The sequence below is a fragment of the Pelomonas cellulosilytica genome (assembly GCF_021353265.1).
Lineage (GTDB): Bacteria > Pseudomonadota > Gammaproteobacteria > Burkholderiales > Burkholderiaceae_C > Pelomonas > Pelomonas cellulosilytica.
In genome coordinates this window covers 607,526-627,276 of sequence record NZ_JAJTWU010000001.1, presented here as the reverse complement: position 1 = coordinate 627,276, position 19,751 = coordinate 607,526, and the positions used below count along the sequence as shown (strand labels likewise).

Annotated in this window: 19 protein-coding genes and 1 tRNA gene; 3 read left to right on the top strand and 17 right to left on the bottom strand. The window is 67.7% G+C overall.

Features of this window, described 5'->3' with window-relative positions; translation table 11 throughout:
- Positions 1-19: 19 nt before the first annotated feature.
- From uppS to rpsB, 5 genes are all read right to left on the bottom strand, one after another.
- Positions 20-754 carry a polyprenyl diphosphate synthase gene (uppS, locus tag LXT13_RS02680; RefSeq protein WP_255719203.1) on the bottom strand — a complete coding sequence of 245 codons (735 nt, stop codon included), beginning with the start codon at positions 752-754 and terminating at the stop codon, positions 20-22.
- Positions 751-1,311 carry a ribosome recycling factor gene (gene frr / locus LXT13_RS02675; protein WP_233370054.1) on the bottom strand — a complete coding sequence of 187 codons (561 nt, stop codon included), beginning with the start codon at positions 1,309-1,311 and terminating at the stop codon, positions 751-753. Before frr ends, uppS begins: the two co-directional genes overlap by 4 nt.
- Before the next feature lie 73 nt (positions 1,312-1,384).
- Positions 1,385-2,095: a UMP kinase gene (gene pyrH, locus LXT13_RS02670; protein ID WP_233370053.1), complete on the bottom strand. Its 711-nt coding sequence runs from the start codon at positions 2,093-2,095 to the stop codon at positions 1,385-1,387.
- Between the two features lie 83 nt (positions 2,096-2,178).
- Positions 2,179-3,072 carry a translation elongation factor Ts gene (tsf, locus tag LXT13_RS02665; protein ID WP_233370052.1) on the bottom strand — a complete coding sequence of 298 codons (894 nt, stop codon included), beginning with the start codon at positions 3,070-3,072 and terminating at the stop codon, positions 2,179-2,181.
- A 68-nt stretch (positions 3,073-3,140) separates the two neighbouring features.
- The gene (rpsB, locus tag LXT13_RS02660) at positions 3,141-3,887 is read right to left on the bottom strand and encodes a 30S ribosomal protein S2 (RefSeq protein ID WP_233370051.1); all 747 of its coding nucleotides are present in this window, start codon (positions 3,885-3,887) and stop codon (positions 3,141-3,143) included.
- 298 nt (positions 3,888-4,185) lie between these two features.
- On the opposite strand from rpsB, the gene LXT13_RS02655 reads away from it, so the two are divergent.
- Together LXT13_RS02655 and LXT13_RS02650 are read left to right on the top strand one after the other, a co-directional pair.
- A complete protein-coding gene (locus LXT13_RS02655; protein ID WP_233370050.1) occupies positions 4,186-5,436 on the top strand; it encodes an NAD(P)/FAD-dependent oxidoreductase in 1,251 nt (416 codons plus the stop codon).
- Between the two features lie 10 nt (positions 5,437-5,446).
- On the top strand, positions 5,447-6,796 hold the full coding sequence (locus LXT13_RS02650) for an NAD(P)H-hydrate dehydratase (RefSeq protein ID WP_233370049.1): 1,350 nt from the start codon (positions 5,447-5,449) through the stop codon (positions 6,794-6,796).
- A gap of 10 nt (positions 6,797-6,806) precedes the next feature.
- On the opposite strand, the gene rnr is transcribed toward LXT13_RS02650, so the two are convergent.
- Positions 6,807-9,107, bottom strand: coding sequence for a ribonuclease R (gene rnr, locus LXT13_RS02645; RefSeq protein ID WP_233370048.1), 2,301 nt, complete (start codon positions 9,105-9,107; stop codon positions 6,807-6,809).
- A gap of 68 nt (positions 9,108-9,175) precedes the next feature.
- Between rnr and LXT13_RS02640 the strand changes: the two genes are divergently transcribed.
- Positions 9,176-9,260, top strand: a tRNA-Leu gene (locus tag LXT13_RS02640).
- A gap of 266 nt (positions 9,261-9,526) precedes the next feature.
- Here LXT13_RS02640 and LXT13_RS02635 read toward each other — a convergent pair.
- The 11 genes from LXT13_RS02635 to LXT13_RS02585 all read right to left on the bottom strand — a co-directional run bounded on the left by LXT13_RS02635 (position 9,527) and on the right by LXT13_RS02585 (position 19,737).
- Positions 9,527-10,048 (bottom strand): phosphoribosyltransferase, encoded by a 522-nt coding sequence (locus LXT13_RS02635; protein ID WP_233370047.1) that lies wholly within the window; start codon positions 10,046-10,048, stop codon positions 9,527-9,529.
- 28 nt (positions 10,049-10,076) lie between these two features.
- Positions 10,077-11,411 carry an adenylosuccinate synthase gene (locus tag LXT13_RS02630; RefSeq protein WP_233370046.1) on the bottom strand — a complete coding sequence of 445 codons (1,335 nt, stop codon included), beginning with the start codon at positions 11,409-11,411 and terminating at the stop codon, positions 10,077-10,079.
- 44 nt (positions 11,412-11,455) lie between these two features.
- Positions 11,456-12,619, bottom strand: coding sequence for an ATP phosphoribosyltransferase regulatory subunit (locus LXT13_RS02625; RefSeq protein WP_233370045.1), 1,164 nt, complete (start codon positions 12,617-12,619; stop codon positions 11,456-11,458).
- Between the two features lie 63 nt (positions 12,620-12,682).
- Positions 12,683-12,865, bottom strand: coding sequence for a DUF2065 domain-containing protein (locus LXT13_RS02620; protein WP_233370044.1), 183 nt, complete (start codon positions 12,863-12,865; stop codon positions 12,683-12,685).
- A complete protein-coding gene (gene hflC / locus LXT13_RS02615) occupies positions 12,862-13,758 on the bottom strand; it encodes a protease modulator HflC (RefSeq protein WP_233370043.1) in 897 nt (298 codons plus the stop codon). Before hflC ends, LXT13_RS02620 begins: the two co-directional genes overlap by 4 nt.
- Before the next feature lie 14 nt (positions 13,759-13,772).
- The gene (hflK, locus tag LXT13_RS02610; protein WP_233370042.1) at positions 13,773-14,978 is read right to left on the bottom strand and encodes an FtsH protease activity modulator HflK; all 1,206 of its coding nucleotides are present in this window, start codon (positions 14,976-14,978) and stop codon (positions 13,773-13,775) included.
- A 47-nt stretch (positions 14,979-15,025) separates the two neighbouring features.
- Positions 15,026-16,276 (bottom strand): GTPase HflX, encoded by a 1,251-nt coding sequence (gene hflX / locus LXT13_RS02605; RefSeq protein ID WP_255719201.1) that lies wholly within the window; start codon positions 16,274-16,276, stop codon positions 15,026-15,028.
- Between the two features lie 10 nt (positions 16,277-16,286).
- Positions 16,287-16,529 (bottom strand): RNA chaperone Hfq, encoded by a 243-nt coding sequence (gene hfq, locus LXT13_RS02600; protein WP_056198163.1) that lies wholly within the window; start codon positions 16,527-16,529, stop codon positions 16,287-16,289.
- Positions 16,530-16,610: 81 nt separating this feature from the next.
- Positions 16,611-17,942: a ribosome biogenesis GTPase Der gene (gene der / locus LXT13_RS02595; protein WP_233370041.1), complete on the bottom strand. Its 1,332-nt coding sequence runs from the start codon at positions 17,940-17,942 to the stop codon at positions 16,611-16,613.
- Positions 17,939-19,072 (bottom strand): outer membrane protein assembly factor BamB, encoded by a 1,134-nt coding sequence (bamB, locus tag LXT13_RS02590; protein WP_233370040.1) that lies wholly within the window; start codon positions 19,070-19,072, stop codon positions 17,939-17,941. Before bamB ends, der begins: the two co-directional genes overlap by 4 nt.
- On the bottom strand, positions 19,069-19,737 hold the full coding sequence (locus LXT13_RS02585; RefSeq protein WP_233370039.1) for a YfgM family protein: 669 nt from the start codon (positions 19,735-19,737) through the stop codon (positions 19,069-19,071). The genes bamB and LXT13_RS02585 overlap by 4 nt, the downstream gene beginning before the upstream one ends.
- Positions 19,738-19,751 lie beyond the last annotated feature (14 nt).

The following is a 19,751-nucleotide window of genomic DNA, read 5'->3' as shown; positions in this document are numbered from 1 at the left end:
GAGGGCCCCTTTTGCCGCGTCAGGCGGTCGTTTCCTTGACGCCGCCAAAACGGCGGTCGCGCTCGTGGAAGGCGGCAATCGCTGCGTCCAGCTCGTGCTCGTCGAACTCGGGCCAGAGGCAGTCCGAGAAGAAGAACTCGGTGTAGGCCACCTGCCAGAGCAGGAAATTGCTGATGCGCACCTCGCCGCCCGTGCGGATGAAGAGGTCAGGGTCGGGCGCATGGGCCATGGCCATGAACTCGGACAGTTTGGCCTCGGTCAGTTCCTCGGCCGGTACGCCGGCGGCGATGGCCTTGCGGGTCGCCTGCACGATGTCCCAGCGGCCACCGTAGTTGAAGGCGACGTTGAGCGTCAGCTTGCTGTTATGGGCGGTGCTGGACTCGGCCTCGTTCCACGCCGCGCGCAGCTTGTCGGAGACCGCGTCACGGTCCCCGACGATGCGGATGCGCACGCCCATGGCGCCCATCTTCGCGAGGTAGCGGCTCACCGCCGCTAGCACCAGGCCCATCAGGCCAGACACCTCATCGCTCGGACGCTTCCAGTTCTCGCTGGAGAAGGCAAAGACCGTCAGGTGCTCGATGCCGCGGTCGATGCAGGCCTGGACGATCTTGACGAGAGCGTCCACGCCCGCCTTGTGGCCGAAGAAGCGCGGCAGGAAACGCTTCTTGGCCCAGCGACCGTTGCCGTCCATGACGATGGCGACATGGCGCGGCGGCACCAGGCGGTCTTGCGCCACGATGGGGACCGCGCTCAAACCGCGAGGATCTCGGTTTCCTTGGCCGAGACGAGCTTGTCGATCTCGGCGATGACGCGGTCGGTGAGCTTCTGCACCTCGTCAAGGCTCCGGCGCTCGTCGTCCTCGCCGATCTCCTTGTCCTTCAGCAGCTTCTTGGCCTGCTCGTTGGCATCACGGCGCAGGTTGCGCACGGCCACTTTGGCGTCCTCGCCGACGTTGCGCACGACCTTGGTCAGTTCCTTGCGCCGCTCTTCCGTCAGCGGCGGCATCGGCACGCGGATCAGGTCGCCCTGCGACGACGGGTTCAGGCCCAGGTCGCTCTCGCGGATGGCCTTCTCGATCTTGGCGCCCATGCCCTTTTCCCAGGGCTGGACGGAGATGGTGCGCGCATCCAGCAGGCTGACGTTGGCCACCTGGCTGATGGGCACCATGGAACCGTAGTAGTCGACATGCACTTGGTCCAGGATGCCCGGATGGGCGCGGCCGGTACGGATCTTGTGCAGCTCGTTCTTCAGCGCCTCGACGGACTTGGCCATCCGGCTTTCAGCATTCTTCTTGATGTCGGCAGTGCTCATTTCGATTTCCTTGCGGGACAGAGCGCCCGAGCGTCAGCGAGTGGCTCTGTCCCCAACTGACTTTGACTGACTGTCAGACGTGGACCAGCGTGCCCTCGTCCTCGCCCTGCACGACGCGCTTCAGCGCGCCGGACTTGAAGATGCTGAAGACCTTGATCGGCAGCTTCTGGTCGCGGCACAGCGCGAACGCGGCACCATCCATCACCTGGAGGTTCTTGGAGATGGCCTCGTCGAAGCTGATGCTCTGGTAGCGCGTCGCGTCGGGGTTCTTCTTGGGGTCGGCCGTGTAGACGCCGTCCACCTTGGTGGCCTTCAGCACGATCTCGGCGCCGATCTCGGCACCGCGCAGCGCAGCGGCCGTGTCGGTCGTGAAGAACGGGTTGCCGGTGCCGGCTGCGAAGACGACGACCTTGCCCTCTTCCAGGTACTGCAGTGCCTTGGGACGCACATAGGGCTCGACCACCTGCTCGATGGCGATGGCGGACATCACGCGTGCCGTCATGCCCTCCTGGCGCATCGTGTCGGCCAGGGCCAACGAGTTCATCACCGTGGCCAGCATGCCCATGTAGTCGGCGGTCGCGCGGTCCATGCCGACGGAGCCGCCGGCCACGCCGCGGAAGATGTTGCCGCCGCCGATGACGACCGCGACCTCCACGCCCATCTGCGTCACCTCACGGACCTCCTGCACCATACGCACGATGGTGGCGCGGTTGATGCCGTAAGCGTCGTCGCCCATCAGGGCTTCACCGGAGAGTTTGAGCAGGATGCGTTTGTACGCGGGCATGGTGTCCTCAGAATTCGGGGGCCGATGTTGGGCCGGAAGTTTAAAGGGCGCCAACTTGGCGCCCTTCTGGTTTGCAACGGTCTTTACTGACCTTTTGCAGCCGCCACCTGGGCGGCCACCTCAGCGGCAAAGTCGTCGACCTTCTTCTCGATCCCTTCACCGACGACATAGAGCGTGAAGCCCTTGACCGTCGTGTTGGCGGCCTTCAGGTGGGCGCCCACGGTCTGCTTGCCGTCGGCAGCCTTCACGAAGACCTGGTCCAGCAGCGAGACTTCCTTCAGGAACTTCTGCACCGAGCCTTCCACCATCTTGGCGACGATGTCGGCCGGCTTGCCGGATTCGGCCGCCTTCTCGGTGGCGATCTTGCGCTCCTTCTCGACCAGCTCGGCCGGCACGTCGGCGCTGGACAGCGCGGCCGGCTTCATAGCGGCAATGTGCATGGCGACGTCCTTGGCAGCGACGTCATCACCTTCGAACTCGACGACCACGCCAATGCGGGTGCCGTGCAGGTAGGTGGCCAGCTTGCTGCCAGCGTAGCGCTGGAAGCGGCGGATCGTCATGTTCTCGCCGATCTTGCCGATCAGGCCCTTGCGCACGTCTTCCACCGTCGGGCCGAAGCCTTCCTGCGACAGCGGCAGTGCGGACAGCGCGGCCACGTCGGCCGGGTTGTGCTCGGCCACCAGGCCGGCCAGCGCGCTGACGAAGGCCAGGAAGGCGTCGTTCTTGGAGACGAAGTCGGTCTCGCAGTTGACTTCGATCAGCGCACCGTTGCCACCCACGACGGCGGACGACACAACGCCTTCGGCCGTGATGCGCGAGGCGGCCTTGCCGGCCTTGTTGCCCAGCTTGACGCGCAGGATCTCTTCCGCGCGGCCCAGGTCGCCGTCAGCCTCGGTCAGCGCCTTCTTGCACTCCATCATCGGGGCGTCGGTGCGGGCGCGCAGTTCGCCCACCATGCTTGCAGTGATTGCAGCCATTGTTCTCTCCAGATTTCGGTTGGCAAAAGGGGCCTCGCGGCCCCTTTCAGATGCAGGGTCGAAAGGGCTTACGCCTCTTCGGAAACCTCGACGAACTCGTCGCCGGCGGGAGCCACCGCAGCCAGCACTTCGTTCGTGGCGTTGGCCTTGCCTTCCAGCACGGCATCAGCGACAGCGCGGGCGTACAGCGCCACGGCCTTTGCCGAGTCGTCGTTGCCGGGAATGACGTAGTCGATGCCGATGGGCGAGTGGTTCGTGTCGACCACGCCGATGACGGGAATGCCCAGCTTCTTGGCTTCGGCGACGGCGATCTTGTGATAGCCAACGTCGATGACGAACAGCGCGTCAGGCAGCGCGGTCATGTCCTGGATGCCGCCGATGTTCTTCTCGAGCTTGGCGATCTCGCGCTGGAACAGCAGGGCTTCCTTCTTGATCGCGGGCTGGGTGCCAGCCTCGACCTGGGCCTGCATGTCCTTCAGGTTCTTCAGCGAACCCTTGACGGTCTTGAAGTTCGTCAGCATGCCGCCGAGCCAGCGGGAATCGACGTAGGGCATGCCGGCGCGCTGGGCTTCCGAGGCGATGACCTCGCGGGCCTGGCGCTTCGTGCCGATCATCAGGATCGTGCCGCGCTTGGCCGCCAGCTGGCGGATGAACTTCGTGGCCTCGTTAAACGCGGGCAGCGTCTTCTCGAGGTTGATGATGTGGATCTTGTTGCGATGGCCGTAGATATACGGGGCCATCTTGGGATTCCAGAAGCGGGTTTGGTGGCCGAAATGGACGCCGGCTTCCAGCATCTCGCGCATCGTGACAGACATGGGTCTTCTCCGAAGGTTGGGTCTAAAATCCGGCCAGAATTGCGTTGCAGCCCTGGAACAGCCGTTCCATGAGGCCGCAAGCCGCAACACCTTTGTGTGGCCGGTTTGCGATTTGGTTGCAACGTGCGGCGCCGCGACGCGGCCCCACTCCTCACAACCGTTCTGCCTTCAAGCCCGTCACAAGCGACCGGCCTCCGGCAAAACCCGCAGAGTATACACAACCCATGGCCCACCCCAGCCGACGCCGCGCACCCGCGGCCGCCGACTTCCTGTTTGAGACCGTCCGGCAGGTGGGCCGGTGAGCCGCAGCGTCGCGGTGATCGGCGCCGGCCTTGCCGGCGTGACGACCGCCTACGAACTGGCCACGATCGGCTGCCGGGTGCAGGTCTTCGAGCGCGGCGGCAGCATTGCCGGGCAGGCGAGCTTCGCCAGCAGCGCGATGCTCGCTCCCTTCGTGCCTCATCTCACTGAAGCCGCCACGCCAGCGCCGCTGGCCTGGCGCTGGCGCCGCTGGCGGGCCAGCCGCCGGGCCACGGCCGCAGTTCCGGCGCTCGTGGCGCTGAGTCAGCTGGGCCTGGAACGCACGGCCGCGCTGAGGCAAGGCCTCGGCGTGGACGACGAGTCGACCGACGGACTGCTGATCGCGCTCAGTGACGCCAAGCGTCTGGCCGCGGCCGAAGCGCGGCTGGAAGACTGGAAATCGCTGGGTTTGGCGGTCGCCCTGCTGGATGCCGACCAAGCCCGACGCCGCGAGCCCGGCCTGAATGCCGAGGCCGCGCTGGCCGGTGCCCTGGCGGTGCAAGGCGGCACCGGCAATGCGCGCCTGTTCGCGCAGCAGCTGCGGAACCGGGCGCAGCGCCTGGGCGTAAGGTTCCAGTTCCACACGGTCGCCAAGGGCGTGGCGGCGCATGGCAACGCCTGGACGCTGCGCCACGAATACATGCCTCCGGCGGAACCACCGACGACCCGCTTCCTCGACCCCGAAGCAGCCGGCGCCGCGGCACCACCGCCGGGCCCGCGGGATGAACGCTTCGACGCCATCGTGCTGTGCAACGGCATTGGCGCCGCTACGCTGCTCGGCCAGCGCCTGCCGCTGGCGGCGCAACACGAAGCGTCGGTGACGGCGCCGCTGCGCCTGCTCGAGGCCTATCCGGACCTCGGCCCACGGGCCGGCTGGCTGGACCCGGCCCGCGGGCTTGCGATCGCCCGGACCGGTCAGCGCGTGCGCATCACAGGCGGCCTGGCCATCACCGGCGCCCGCGAGAAGCACCAACCCGACTTCGAGAACCTGCACCGCGGCCTGCAGCACTGGTTCCCGGGCTCGGTGCTGCACCAGCAGGTACAGCAGGGCAAGAGCCGGCGTGCGGTCACTGCCGACGGCCTGCCGCTGCTGGGCCACGGCGGGCAGCCGGGGCTGTGGCTGAACCTGTCGCCCGGCGGCCAGGGCTGGGGCGCAGCCTGCGGCGCCGCCCAGGTGCTGGCCCAGCTGATCGCCGGGGAGACACCGGCACTGGACATCACCGCCCTCGGCCCACAGCGTCTGGCCTAAGCTCGAGGGCATGCACGACCTGCTGCCCACCCGCTCAACGCTGCCGCTGCACGACGTTGCCGCCAGCCGGCGCATCGAGACCCGCGCACTCACCCACGCCCCCGATCTGATGGAACGCGCCGGCCTTGCGGTGGCCAAGCTGGCGCTGGCGCTGCGGCGCGGCGACGGGCCCGTGTGGCTGGCCTGCGGGCCGGGCAACAATGGCGGCGACGGCCATGTTGCCGCCCGGCGGCTCGCGGAAGCCGGCGTGCCGGTGCACGTGGGCCTGACGGCACCACACCGCCCTGCCCTCGTGGTCGACGCGCTGCTGGGCCTCGGCTTGAACCGCGCGCCGTCGGACGCGCTGCTCGCCACGATCACGGCTCTGCAGGCGTGTGGCGCACCCATCCTCGCGGTGGACCTGCCCAGCGGCCTGCTCGCCGACACCGGACAACCCGCAGGCCGCCTCGCCGTTCGCGCCGACCACACGCTGACGCTGCTGACGCTGAAACCGGGCCTGTTCACCGGCGAAGGCCGCGCCTACAGCGGGCGCATCTGGTTCGACGACCTGGGCATCACCCCCGACGAGCCCGCCACGGCCGACCTGCTCGGGCCTGCCGGGCGCCCCGAGCGCGGCGCGACCAGCCACAAGGGCAGCCACGGGAAGGTGCTGGTCATCGGCGGCGCACCCGGCATGCAGGGCGCAGCCCGCCTGGCCGCCCGGGCTGCGCTGGCCTGCGGCGCCGGCCGCGTCTACGTCGATTTGCTGGATCAGTCGCCGAACGAGGCAGCCGACACGACACGACCGGAGCTGATGCGTGGCCGGCTCGACGACGTACCGCAGGCGGTCGGCGTCGTGGGCTGCGGCGCGGGCACCCGCATCGCACAACACCTCTCGGCCCTGATTCGACAACTGCCGCGACTAGTGCTCGATGCGGACGCGCTGAACGCCATCGCTGCTGATGCGGTCATGCAGGACGCGCTCCGCTCGCGTCGAACCGGGTCCACGTTGCTGACACCGCATCCGCTCGAAGCAGCCCGGCTGCTGGCCGTCGACGTGGCCCATGTGCAGGCCGACCGCCTCGCGGCAGCGCAAGCGCTGGCGACCCGGCTGAACGCCACCGTCGCGCTGAAGGGCTCGGGCAGCGTCGTTGCATCACCCGGCGCTCGGCCGGCCGTCTGCGCGAGCGGCAGCGCGGCGCTCGCCACCGCAGGCAGCGGCGACGTGCTGGCCGGCTGGCTGGGGGGGCTGTGGGCACAGCAACCCGACGCCGCGGCACATGCAGTCGCCTGCGCTGGCGTGGATGCACACGGTCGCGCCGGCGAGGTGCCCGGCGTGCTGCGCGCGGGCGACCTCGTCGAGCGCCTCGCCGCGCCCTGAACAGCGCCGCTCAGCGGCGCTTGCGCGGGGCAGACTTCGTTGACGACTTCTTTGCCGCCCGCTTGGCCGCCTGTTGCGCGGCCTTGACGGGGTGCAGGCTTGCGACGGCCGCCTTGCGGCTCTGCTTCACGTCGCGGTCCGTCTGGCGCACTTCATCGAGCTTCTCGACGGCCGTGCGAGGCGCACGCTTCTTGGCCGGCGACTTGCCGGTAGCCTTGGCTGGCGCACCGCGCGGCGCGGGCCGCGTTTCGTCCGCGTCGCGCACGAGCCGGAAGTCGATACGCCGACCATCCAGGTCCACGCGGCTGACCTGCACCTGCACACGGGCGCCGGTCGCGTAGCGGATGCCGGTGCGCTCGCCGCGCAGCTCCTGCCGCACCTCGTCGAAGCGGTAGTACTCGCCGCCCAGTTCGGTGATGTGCACAAGGCCTTCGACGTAGAGCGCATCGAGCTGCACGAACAGGCCGAACGACGTGACCGCGCTGACCGTGCCGGCGAACTCCTCGCCGAGGCGGTCGCGCATGTAGCGGCACTTCAGCCACGCTTCGACATCACGACTGGCCTCGTCGGCACGGCGCTCGTTGGCGCTGCAATGCGCACCGACGACTTCCCAGCGCTCGGCCTCGTTGCGGGCTTCCGCCGGGTTGGGCGGCGCCGCACGACCCGGCCGCTTGGGCGCCTGCGGCACATCCATCTTCGAGGCGTCGAGCGTGTAGCGCTTGCTGCCAAGCAACGCCTTGATGACGCGGTGGACGAGCAGGTCCGGGTAGCGGCGAATGGGGCTCGTGAAGTGTGTGTACGCTGGATAGGCCAAGCCGAAATGGCCGGCATTGGCGCCGGTGTAGATGGCCTGCTGCATCGAGCGCAGCAGCATCTGGTGGATCTGCTGGGCGTCGGCCCGATCCTTCGTGGCCTCGGCCAGTTGCTGGAATTCGCGCGGCGCCGGGTCGTCCGAGATGCCCATGCCTATGCCCAGAGAGCGCAGGTAGTTCTGCAGCGTCTGGCGCTTCTCGGGTGTCGGACCTTCATGGACACGGTACAGCGACGCGTGCTTGTTGGTCTGGATGAAGTCGGCCGCGCAGACATTGGCCGCAAGCATGGCCTCCTCGATGAGGCGGTGGGCCTCGTTTCGCACGCGCGGCACGATCTTCTCGATGCGACCGTTGTCGTCGCAGACGATCTGCGTCTCCGTCGTCTCGAAGTCCACGGCGCCGCGGCGGCTGCGCTCGGCCAGCAGCGCGCGGTAGACCTCGTGCAGGTGCAGCAGGTGCGGCACGAGCTCGCGGCGCTTGGCCGCCTCTGGCCCATGCGTGTTGCCGAGGACGGCCGCCACCTCGGTGTACGTGAAGCGCGCGTGCGAGCAGATGACGGCCGGATAGAACTGGTAGGCCGTGACGTTGCCGTCACTCGACACCACCATGTCGCAGACCATGCTCAGCCGGTCCTCGTAGGGGTTCAGCGAGCACAGGCCGTTGGACAGCTTCTCCGGCAGCATCGGGATGACGCGGCGCGGGAAGTAGACGGACGTCGCGCGCTCGTACGCATCGGCGTCCAGCGGCTCGCCGGGCTTGACGTAGTGCGACACGTCGGCGATGGCGACCAGCAGCCGCCAGCCCTCGACGGCCTTCTTGCCGCGACCCTGCTTGAACGGCTCGCAGTAGACGGCGTCGTCGAAGTCGCGCGCATCCTCGCCGTCGATGGTGACCAGCGGCACGTCGCGCAGGTCGACGCGGTGCTTCAGGTCGGCGGCGCGCAACTTCTCCGGAAGCTTGGCACTCTGCGCCAGCGTCTCGGGGCTGAAGCGGTGCGGCACGTCGTACTTGCGCACGGCGATCTCGATCTCCATGCCAGGGTCGTCGATCTCGCCCAGCACCTCGACGACGCGCCCCACCGGCTGCGAGTACAGCGATGGCGGCTCCGTCAGCTCGACAGCGACGACCTGGCCCGCGGTCGCATTCGCGATGCCGTTCTTTGGAATGAGGATGTCCTGCCCCATGCGCCGGTCTTCGGGCGCAACGAGCCAGACCCCGGACTCCAGCAGCAGCCGGCCGATGAGGGGCCGCTTCTTGCGCTCCAGGATCTCGAGCACCTTGCCCTCGGGCCGGCCGCGCTTGTCGAAGCGCGTCACGCGTACGCGCAGCCGGTCGCCATGCATGACGGCATGCGTCTCCTGCGCAGACAGATAGATGTCGGCCGAACCGTCGTCAGGAATGAGGAAGCCGTGACCGTCACGGTGGCCCTGAAGCGTGCCTTCGACCTCGCCAAGCAGGCCCGCGCCATCGGCGCCAGGCGCATTTGTTGTGTTCTTCAAGTTTTTGATGATATAGTCTCTGTTTTCCTGAAACGGCTCAGGACTTCAGCGGAAGTTTTGAGCACCTTGCCCAGGTGGCGGAATTGGTAGACGCACTAGTTTCAGGTACTAGCGGGTAACTCCGTGGAGGTTCGAGTCCTCTCCTGGGCACCAAACAAAACAAAGAAGGCCGACGCGAAAGCGCCGGCCTTTTTTCTTTGGTGCCCAGGGGAGAACTCGAAGGGCACGTCGGCGAGGACAGAGGACAAGCCCTGCGACTTGTCCGACGCCTCGACGAAGTATTCGCGCATGCAGCCGCGCATCTGGCCGGCGGAGTTGCCGAAGGTGCCCGAGTCCCCGCCGATGCCCCCTCGATGGGGCCTTCGGCGAGTGGTGGCACAAACGGAGCTTCTTCGCATCGTGCCACTCACACTCCGGCTTTAAACGACGAACTTCTTCGCCAGCGCCTCTGGCCCCATGCCGTCGTACTCCTCGAACGGCTGGTGAATCCACGGCGACGTCTCCAGCATCTCGCAGAAGTAGTCCGGCGTGTAGGCCGACACCTTCTTTGTCCAGATGACCGCGGAGCGCAGTTCGCTGATGGCGGGCATGCCGCGCAGCCGCTCGACCACCGCCTTCAGCGTCACGCCGGAGTCGGCCAAGTCGTCCACCAGCAGCACGCGGCCGGCCAGCTCGCCCTTGGGCATCGTGATGTACTTGGCCATGTCCAGCCGACCCTGGATCGTACCGGCCTCGGCGCGGTACGAGCTGGTGGACATGATGCCCAGCGGCTTGTCGAACACGCGCGACAGCACGTCGCCCGGCCGCATGCCGCCGCGGGCCAGGCACAGGATCTGGTCGAATTGCCAGCCCGAGGCGTGAACCTTCAGCGCCAGCCGCTCGATGAGCAGGTGGTATTCATCCCAGGACACGTACAGGTGTTTGCCGTCGTCGGTCAGCATGGTGGGCGGTCTCCGTGGATTGATGCGTTCAGGCCGAATACGGGTGGCGCAGCACGATGGTGTGCTCGCGGTCGGGGCCGGTCGACACCATGTCGATGGGCGCCCCAATGACTTCCTCGACGCGCTTGAGGTAGCTACGCGCGTTGGCCGGCAGCGCGTCCCAGGACGTCGCGCCGAACGTGGTGTCGGTCCAGCCGGGGAAGGTCTCGAACACTGGCGTGCAGGCCTCGATCTCGTCGGCATCCAGCGGCAGGATGTCCAGCAACTGGCCGTTGAGCTGGTAGCCCACGCACATCTTGATCTCCGACAGGCCGTCCAGCACGTCAAGCTTGGTCAGGCAAAGGCCGGTGATGCCGTTGATGATGATGGCGCGCTTGAGCGCCGCGGCATCGAGCCACCCGCAGCGGCGCGCGCGGCCCGTGACGGTGCCGCGCTCCTGGCCGACGGTCGATAGGTGATAGCCGACGGTGCCGGGAGTTTCCCAGTCCAGCTCGGTCGGGAAGGGACCAGAGCCGACGCGTGTCGTGTAGGCCTTTGTGATGCCCAGCATGTAGTGCAGCATCTGCGGGCCCACGCCCGCCCCGGCGGCCGCATTGCCGGCCACGCAGTTGCTGGACGTCACGTAGGGGTAGGTGCCGTGGTCAATGTCCAGCAGCGTGCCCTGTGCGCCTTCGAAGAGGATGTTGGCGCCCGCCTGGTGGGCTTTGTGGATCAGGTAGCCCACGTCGGCCAGCATCGGCTTGATCGCCTCGGCCATCTTCATGGCCTGCTCGAAGATGGGCTCGAAAGCCAGCTCCTCGCCCTTCAGGTAGCCCTTCAGCGCGAAGTTGTGCAGGTCCAGCAGCTCGCGGAGCTTCTTGGCAAAGCGATCGGGGTGCTTCAGGTCCTGCGCACGCAGCGCACGGCGCGCGACCTTGTCTTCGTAGGCCGGGCCGATGCCCTTGCCAGTCGTGCCGATCTTGCCGCTGCCGCTGGTCTCGCGCAGCGCTTCGCGCGCCTTGTCGACCGCGACGTGGAACGGCAGGATCAGCGGGCAGCTCTCGCTGATGAACAGGCGCGACCGCACCTCGACGCCGGCTTTCTCCAGGCGTTCGATCTCGGTCAGCAGGTGCGTCGGGTCCAGCACGACGCCGTTGCCGATATAGCAGGCCACGCCGTCGCGCATGATGCCGCTGGGGATGAGCTGAAGCGCCGTCTTCACGCCCTTGATGACCAGGGTATGGCCCGCGTTGTGACCGCCCTGGAAGCGCACGACACCCTGCGCGTGATCGGTCATCCAGTCGACGACCTTGCCCTTGCCCTCGTCACCCCACTGGGTGCCCACGACGACCACATTGCGTCCACGCGCGGTTTGGCTTTGCATGTTGTTTGCCTGCTTGAACTTGAAAGAGATGGGGGCGGCGGCGCTCAGAGCGGCCGCACGACCCACGCAGCGTGATCGCGAACCAGCTCGCGGTCACAGTCGAATTCGTCGGCCTCGTGCTCGTGCCCGGGCAGCATGCAGACCACCGTCTCGCCCGCGTCGCGCAGCGCCCGCACAGCCTGGCGCAGCGATGCGTCATCGCCCCACGGCGCCCGCACGGCCGCGCGCAGGCGCGTGACCGGCACCAGCGTGACGAGCGTCTTGAGGTCCAGGCTGAAGCCCACCGCCGGTCGGCGGCGGCCGAACACGGCGCCGACCTCGTCGTAGCGCCCGCCGCGCAACACTGCGTCGGCACAGCCGTTGGCATACGCGGCGAAGCGGATGCCGGTGTAGTAGGCGTAGCCCTGCAGGTCCGCCAGGTCGAAGCCCAGTTGCACTTCCGGATGAACCGCAGCGAGATGGCCTGCCAGCCAATCCAGATCGGCCAGCGCGGCCTTGACGAGCGGATGGCCGGGCAGCCGGCGCGCCGCCTCGGCCAGCACCTCGCGGCCACCGAAGAGGCTGGGCAGCGCCAGCAGCGCGTCGCGCGTACCGGCGGGCATGTCGGCCGTCAGACTGCCAAGCGCCGCCACATCCTTGGCCGCAAGCGCTGCCGTCAGCGCCGCCAGGGCGTCGGGTGACAGCTTCACGCCATCGAGCACCCCCTGCAGCAGCCGGGCATCACCGAGGTCCAGCATGACGCGCTGCAGGCCGGCGCGGCGCAGCGCATCCAGCGCCAGCTCCTGCACCTCCAGATCGGCTTCCAGGCCGGCGTGGCCGTAGATCTCGACGCCGAACTGCAGCGGCTCACGGCTGGTGTTGAGCCCATCGGGCCGCGTGTGCGCGACGGGGCCGCAGTAGCACAACCGCGTCACGCCGCGCCGGTTCAGCAGGTGGGCATCGATGCGCGCGACCTGGGGCGTCGTGTCGGCACGCAGGCCGAGCGAGCGGCCGGAGAGCTGGTCGACGAGCTTGAACAGCTTGATCTCGCTGCCACTGCCCGTGCCGGACAGCAGCGACTCCAGATGCTCCAGCAGCGGCGGGATGACCAACTCGCAGCCGTAGCTGCGGGCCATGTCGAGAAGCTCTCGTCGCAGCTCTTCGATGCGGCGCGCCTGCGACGGCAGGACATCGGCGATGTGCTCGGGCAGCAGCCAAGCAGAGGACATGGGCGCAGGCTAGGCGGTTAAAAACGGCATTCTACCGGCGCCCTACCCGGCCTCGGCGGCGGATCAGTGCAGGAACAGCAATCCCAGCAGGCCGAGCATCACGCTGGCCAGGCCGATGAAGCGGATCTGGCCGTCCCCCATCGCCACGATGCGGCTGAAGACCTCGCGCCAACGCGACGGGCTGGCGAAGGGCAGCAGGCCCTCGATGATCAACATCAGCGCCAGCGCCGTCAGCAGGTCTTTCACTTGCGGGCCGGTGCGGCGGCGGGCGCGGTGCCCGAGCCGCGCATGGCCTTGAAGAAGTCGCTGCCGGGGTCAACGACCATCACGTCGCTCTTCTTGTTGAAGCTGGCACGGTAGGCCTCCAGCGAGCGGTAGAACTGCGCAAACTGCGCATCACGGCTGAACGCCTCGGCATACAAGGCCGACGCCTTCGCGTCGCCCTCGCCCTTGATCTTCTGCGCGTCGCGATAGGCTTCGGAGACGATGATCTCGCGCTGGCGGTCGGCGTCGGCCTTGATCTTCTCACCCTCGGCGGCGCCGGTGGAGCGGGCTTCGGCGGCGACGCGCTTACGCTCGGAATCCATGCGGCGGTAGACCGACTCGGTGATGCTGGACGCGAAGTCCACGCGCTTGATGCGCACGTCCACCACCTCGATGCCGAACTGCTTGGCTTCGTCGGTCAGGCGCTTGCGCACGTCCTGCATGATCTTCTCGCGCTCGGTGGCCAGCACCGCCAGCACGGTGCGCTTGGTCACCTCTTCATTGAAGGCGGCCTGGACGACCGGCGACAGGCGGTTCTCGACGTTGCGCGGGTCCGGCCCGCTGTTGCGGATGAACTGGCGCGGGTCGGTGATACGCCACTTGATGAGCCAGTCGATGACGAGGCTCTTCTTCTCGGCCGTGAAGATGGGGCGGGACTCGGTGCTGTCCAGCGTCTGCACGCGGCGGTCGAGCATGACGACGTTCTGCAGCGGCGGCGGCAGCTTGAACTTCAAGCCCGGCTCGGTGATGACTTCCTTGATCTCGCCCAGCGCGTAGACGGCAGCGAACTGACGCTGGTCGACGATGAAGAGCATGGAGGACAGCAGCATCAGCGCGACGAGGGCACCGGCGAGGATGGCGGCGATTCTGTTCATGGAGGCGTCCTCGATCAGCGGCCGTCGCGGCTGCGCTGGTTGTCGCGGCTGCGCAGATCACTGCCGGACGGCAGCGACTGCGGCTCGGGCAGCGTCGTCGCCTGCGGCGGCGAGACGGTGACGGTGCCACTACTGCCCTGCTGCAGCAGCTTGTCCAGCGGCAGGTAGAGCAGGTTGGAGTTGTTGCGGCTGTCCACCATCACCTTCGTGACGCCGGCGTAGATGTCCTTCATCGCGTCGATGTAGAGACGGTCCCGCGTGACCTGCGGCGCCTTCTGGTATTCGGCCAGCACGCTCTTGAAGCGCTCGGCATCACCCTCGGCACGGGCGATGACGCTGGCCTTGTAGCCCTCGGCCTGCTCGCGCAACTTGGCGGCATCCCCCTGGGCGCCCGGGATCTTCTCGTTGGCGTAAGCCTGGGCGTCGTTCTTCGCCCGCTCGCGGTCGGCATTGGCCTTCTGCACGTCGTCGAAAGCCGCCTGCACCTGCTCCGGCGGCTGCACGCCCAGCACGTTGACGTTCTTGACCTGGATGCCGGCCTTGAGCCGGTCCATCTGAGCCTGGATGGACTTCACGAGGTCGGCGGCGATGGCGTCGCGCTGCTCGTAGAGCACCGAGTCCATCGAGCTGCGGCCGACGATCTCGCGCACCGCCGACTCGGCCGCCAGCGCCACGGCCTGCTCGGGGTCCCTGTTCTCGAACAGGAAGTCGCGCAGATCACGGACGGTGAACTGCACGATGAAACGGATGTCGACGATGTTCTCGTCGCGCGTGAGCATCGATGAATCGCGCAGCCCAGTCGCCGCGACGACCGAGCTGCGCCCCACCTCGACCTGACGGAGCTGCGACACCGCCTGCACCTCGTGCGCCTGGAACGGGTACGGCAACCGCCACTGGAAGCCGGCCTCCACCGTCTTGCTGTACTTGCCGAAGGACGTGATAACGCCCTGCTGGCCTTCCTGCACGATGAAGAAACCGCTGGCCAACCAGCCCAGCACGACGACACCGCCCACCAGCCCCAGGCCGATGCCGGCGCCCTTCATGTTGTCGCCGCCACCACCGGAGCCACCGCCCGACGTGCCGCTGGGGCGGCCGCCGAACAGGCCCGACAACTTGCGGTTGAAATCCCGCCAAAGCTCGTCGAGATCGGGCGGTCCGTCGTTGCGTCCGTTGTTCAGCAGCCGGCCGAGCGACCGGGTCACGCTGGCGATCGGCGTCATCAGCCGCCGAGCCCAGGGGCCGCGGGGCGGGTTTTGAGTAGTGCTGCTCATGCCTGAGTAGGGTCTGAGGAAGAAGGCCCGCCGACATGCGACGGAAGCGACGCATCCGCGTCGAAACGTGGGTCCGGCTCGTCGTAACTCAAGGGCTCAGCCTGCATGGCCTGCGCGATTAGCTCGCGCAGTTCCGCCAGGCCCGTACCCTGCGCCGCGCTGACGAAGACGCGCGGCGTCGGCTCGGCCGCGCCACTGCGCAACAGCGCATCGACCGCCACGCGCGGACGCTGATCGTCGGGTAGCAGGTCCTGCTTGTTGTAGACGAGGATCTGCGGCACGCCGCCGGCACCGATCTCTTCGAGCACCTTCTCGACCTCGGTCATCTGCTCGTCCAGCACGGGGCTGGCTGCGTCGATGACGTGCAGCAGCAGGTCGGCATCGGCCGCCTCCTGCAGTGTGGCGCGGAAGGCCTCGACCAGTTTGTGCGGCAGGTCGCGAATGAAGCCGACCGTGTCGGACAGCGACACACTGGCACCGGCCTGCTCCAGGTAGAGCGACCGGGTCGTCGTGTCCAACGTCGCGAACAGCTGGTTGGCGGCGTAGGCGCGCGCCTTGGTCAGCGCATTGAACAGCGTGCTCTTGCCCGCGTTCGTGTAGCCGACCAGCGAAACCTTGAAGACACCGTTGCGCGACCTTGAGCGGCGCTGCGTGCTGCGCTGCTTCTGAACCTGCTTCAGGCGCTCCTTGGTTTTCTTGATGCGGTCGTCGATCATGCGACGATCCAGCTCGATCTGCGCTTCGCCAGGGCCGCCGCGCATGCCGATGCCGCCGCTCTGCCGCTCCAGGTGGCTCCAGCGCCGCACGAGGCGCGTGGCCAGGTACTGCAGCCGCGCCAGCTCGACCTGCAGCTTGCCCTCGTGGCTCTGCGCGCGCTGCGCGAAGATCTCCAGGATCAGCGCCGTGCGATCGGCGACCGGCACGCCGAGCACCTTTTCGAGGTTGCGCTGCTGGGCCGGCGAAATCGCCTGGTCGAATAGCACCGTGTGGGCATGGTGGGCCTGCACGAGCAGCTTGATCTCGTCGGCCTTGCCCGAACCGACGAACAGCGCGGCATCGGGGGCCGGACGGCGAGCGATGACCTTGGCGACGGGCGTGTCGCCGGCGGACTCTGCCAGCAACGCCAGTTCGTCCAGGCTTTCGTCGAAGCCCTGCTTGGCGGACTGCCGACCGAAATCGACACCCACAAGAATGGCGCGCGCCGCCTCGGAGGGCGGCGTCGCGGCGTTGGCAGAAGTCGAGGACAAGGGGGTGGGATCAGGCGTCCGCGGGGGCGTCGCCGGCGTGGAAGTTGACCGCGCGGCCAGGCACGACGGTAGAGATCGCGTGCTTGTAGACCATCTGCGTCACGGTGTTGCGCAGCAGCACGACGTATTGGTCAAAGGATTCGATGTGGCCTTGCAGCTTGATGCCGTTGACCAGATAAATGGACACCGGCACATGCTCTTTGCGCAGCAGGTTCAAAAAGGGATCCTGCAAAAGTTGGCCTTTGTTGCTCATCGGTATGCTCCGAGTTATCGGGGGTGTGGGGACTACGGGTTAGACCTTAACACAGGGCACCCGTTCAGCCGGGTCGTCACCCTAGGTCTTTTCGGTGAAAGGGTTTTTCGACGACCGCAGCTCGATTTTCAGTGGCGTGCCGACGAGCTTGTAATGCGCGCGGATGCGGCCTTCAAGGTAGCGCTTGTAGACCTCGGTGACGCCGTCCAGCGCATTGCCGTGGATGACGACGATGGGCGGGTTCTGGCCGCCCTGGTGGGCGTAGCGCAGCTTGGGGCGCGACGTGCCGGCGCGCTTGGGCTGCTGGTGCTCGACGGCCTCCTGGATCAGGCGGGTCAGCACCGGCGTCGTCATCTTGCGGTAGGCCGATGCATAGGCGTCGGCCATCGCGTTCCACAAGGCGGCGAGCCCCTGGCGCTTCAAGGCCGAGATCTGGTGCATCGGCGCAAACTTCAGGAAGGCCAGTCGCTGCTCGATCTGGCGCTTGAGCGTCTCGCGCTGGTAGCTGTCGACGGCATCCCACTTGTTGACAGCCAGCACCACGGCGCGGCCGCTGTCGAGGATGTAGCCGGCGATGTGGGCATCCTGGTCGGTCACGCCTTGCGTGGCGTCCAGCAGCAGCAGCACGACGTGGGCGTCGGCAATCGCCTGCAGCGTCTTGACGACCGAGAACTTCTCGATCGCCTCGAACACCTTGCCCTTGCGGCGCAGACCGGCAGTGTCGATGAGCTTGAACTTCTGGCCATTGCGCTCGAAATCCACGGCGATCGCATCGCGCGTCGTGCCCGGCATGTCGAAGGCGACGAGACGCTCCTCGCCCAGCCAGGTATTAATCAGCGTGCTCTTGCCGACGTTGGGGCGGCCCGCAACGGCCAGGCGGATGACACCCGGGTCCTGCGCCTCGTCATCGCGCTCGGTGGCGTCGAAGGGCTCCAGCACCGCGTCCAGCAGGCTGCGGATGCCCTGGCCGTGCGCCGACGAGATCGGGTGTGGCTCGCCCATGCCGAGCTCGTGGAACTCGGCCAGCAGCGGCGACTCGAGCATGCCCTCGGCCTTGTTGACGGCCAGGTGCACGCGCTTGTTGACGCTGCGCAGGTAGCGGGCGATCTCGCTGTCGTGGGCCGACAGACCCAGGCGGACGTCGACGACGAAGATGACCGCATCGGCCTCGGCGACGGCCTGCTTGGTCTGCTTGGCCATCTCCTTGACGATGCCGGTCGTCGAGTCGGGCTCGAAGCCGCCCGTGTCGATGACGATGAACTCGCGGTCGCCCAGGCGGCCATCACCGTAGTGACGGTCGCGCGTCAACCCGGCGAAGTCCGCGACGATGGCGTCGCGTGTCTTCGTCAAGCGATTGAACAGCGTCGACTTGCCCACGTTGGGGCGGCCGACAAGTGCGATGACCGGCTTCATTCGCCCTTGATGGCGAACAGGCCGCCGTTCTTCGTCGCCACCAGCGCCGTGTCGTTCAGCAGCGCGATCGTGACGACGGCCGAACCATCGGTGGCCAGGCGCGAGCGCGTCTTGCCACTGTCGCGGTCCACCATGTGAACATAGCCCTCGTAGTCGCCGACGAGCACCTGCTTGCCGACCACCACGGGCACCGACAGCTTGCGCAGCTGGAACTGGTCGGCCGACCAGGCCAGGTCCCCGTTGACCAGCTTCCAGGCCGACATCCGGTCCGACGCATCGCCGGCCACGACGACCTGGTCATCGGCGCCGATGCCGTTCATACCGCCGACGACGCGGTTCCAAAGCGCGCTACCACGCTCGGCGTTGACGCAGCCGACCGAAGACTGGAAGGCGCGTGCGCAGATCAGCTCGCCCTGACGGACGGCCGGGCCGACCAGATCGGCCAGGCGCTCGACTTCGTTGGTGCCGCGCGGCGTGGCCACGCTGGCCTCCCAGCGCAGTTGGCCCTTGAGCGGGTCGATGCCCGCCAGACGCGCGCCCTGGCCGACGACCAGCGTGTCCTTGTACGAGGTCAGCACGCCGGCCTTGGCCAGCGTCAGCGGCTCGCCCGGGCGGCGCAGTTCCCAGATCTTGCGACCGTCCAGCGCGTCGTAGGCCAGCACCTGGCGATCCAGCGTCAACGCGAACACGCGCTCGCCGGCCACGAGCGGTGCGGCGACCACGGGCGTGGGCAAGGCCTTCTTCCAGACGACCTTGCCGGCGTCCAGCACGACCAGTTCGTTGTCGCGGTTGACGACCGCTGCGAAGCGACCATCGGAGCCGATGCCGGCCAGCAGCTTGCCGCCCGCATCACCGCGCCACAGCTCGCGGCCGTCGGCGGCCGACAGCGCCCGCACCTGGCCATCGCTGCTGGCGACGACGAAACGGTCCACCGGCGTCGCGATGCTGAGTGGGAAGCCGATGTTGTCGCCCTTGCTGCTCCAGGCGATGCGTCCCGTCGCCGGGCCGGAAAGCGTCTCCAACGCGGCGGGCTTGCCCTTGTCGCTGCCGAACCAGGAGTTCCACACCGAGCAGCCCGACAGGCTCGCAGCCGCGAGCGAGATCAGCGTGATCTGGACGAGGCGCTTCATTGCGCGGCTCCGGTGGTGTCGACGACGGTGGGCACGCCCAGCGTCGCGAGCTTGGCCTCGACAATGCTGCGGTAGTCCTGCTTCTTGTCCAGGCCGGCCAGCGCCTTCTGGTACTCAGCCCTGGCGGCGTCGCCCTTGCCCTGCAGCAGCAGCGCGTCACCGCGACGGTCGGCCACGAGGGCCGCGAACTCGGCCGACTTGATCGCGTCCAAGGTCTTCACGGCCTCGTCGTAGGCCTTCGCGTCAAGCTGAAGCCCAGCCAGGCGCAGGCGGGCGACGTCGCGGTAGGCCGGCTCCGAGCCCTGCTCTGCCACCCACGTGAGGCTTTGCTTGGCGTCGTCCGCCTTGCCCTTGTCGAGTTGCAGCTTGGCGACCTGCAGACCGGCCTGGGCCGCGTAGCCGGTGCCGGGATAGCGGGACTTCAGGTCGCCGACCGCAGCAGCCGCCTTGTCCAGGTCCTGCGCCGCAGCGGCACGGTCGAACTCCTCGTACATCGCGGCGGCCTTGGCGGCCTGGTCGCGCTGGTACCAGTTCCAGCCCTGGTAGGCCGCGTAGGCGGCAAGCACCGCCGTCAGCAGCCAGGTGATGAGGTTGCCCCAGCGCTTCCAGAAGGCCTTGAGCTGGTCGAGTTGTTCTTGTTCTTCGAGGTCGAGATGCGATGCCATGAGGGGGATACAGC

What these genes read in the sequence shown, in the direction of transcription:
- rpsB (WP_233370051.1), bottom strand. Translation starts at nt 3,887, where the DNA reads ATGTCTGTCACGATGCGCGAGATGCTGGAAGCCGGCGTCCATTTCGGC.
- hfq (WP_056198163.1), bottom strand. Translation starts at nt 16,529, where the DNA reads ATGAGCAACAAAGGCCAACTTTTGCAGGATCCCTTTTTGAACCTGCTG.
- der (WP_233370041.1), bottom strand. Translation starts at nt 17,942, where the DNA reads ATGAAGCCGGTCATCGCACTTGTCGGCCGCCCCAACGTGGGCAAGTCG.
- hflC (WP_233370043.1), bottom strand. Translation starts at nt 13,758, where the DNA reads ATGAACAGAATCGCCGCCATCCTCGCCGGTGCCCTCGTCGCGCTGATG.
- frr (WP_233370054.1), bottom strand. Translation starts at nt 1,311, where the DNA reads ATGAGCACTGCCGACATCAAGAAGAATGCTGAAAGCCGGATGGCCAAG.
- tsf (WP_233370052.1), bottom strand. Translation starts at nt 3,072, where the DNA reads ATGGCTGCAATCACTGCAAGCATGGTGGGCGAACTGCGCGCCCGCACC.
- pyrH (WP_233370053.1), bottom strand. Translation starts at nt 2,095, where the DNA reads ATGCCCGCGTACAAACGCATCCTGCTCAAACTCTCCGGTGAAGCCCTG.
- LXT13_RS02650 (WP_233370049.1), top strand. Translation starts at nt 5,447, where the DNA reads ATGCACGACCTGCTGCCCACCCGCTCAACGCTGCCGCTGCACGACGTT.
- hflK (WP_233370042.1), bottom strand. Translation starts at nt 14,978, where the DNA reads ATGACGCCGATCGCCAGCGTGACCCGGTCGCTCGGCCGGCTGCTGAAC.
- bamB (WP_233370040.1), bottom strand. Translation starts at nt 19,072, where the DNA reads ATGAAGCGCCTCGTCCAGATCACGCTGATCTCGCTCGCGGCTGCGAGC.
- LXT13_RS02585 (WP_233370039.1), bottom strand. Translation starts at nt 19,737, where the DNA reads ATGGCATCGCATCTCGACCTCGAAGAACAAGAACAACTCGACCAGCTC.
- LXT13_RS02635 (WP_233370047.1), bottom strand. Translation starts at nt 10,048, where the DNA reads ATGCTGACCGACGACGGCAAACACCTGTACGTGTCCTGGGATGAATAC.
- LXT13_RS02625 (WP_233370045.1), bottom strand. Translation starts at nt 12,619, where the DNA reads ATGTCCTCTGCTTGGCTGCTGCCCGAGCACATCGCCGATGTCCTGCCG.
- LXT13_RS02630 (WP_233370046.1), bottom strand. Translation starts at nt 11,411, where the DNA reads ATGCAAAGCCAAACCGCGCGTGGACGCAATGTGGTCGTCGTGGGCACC.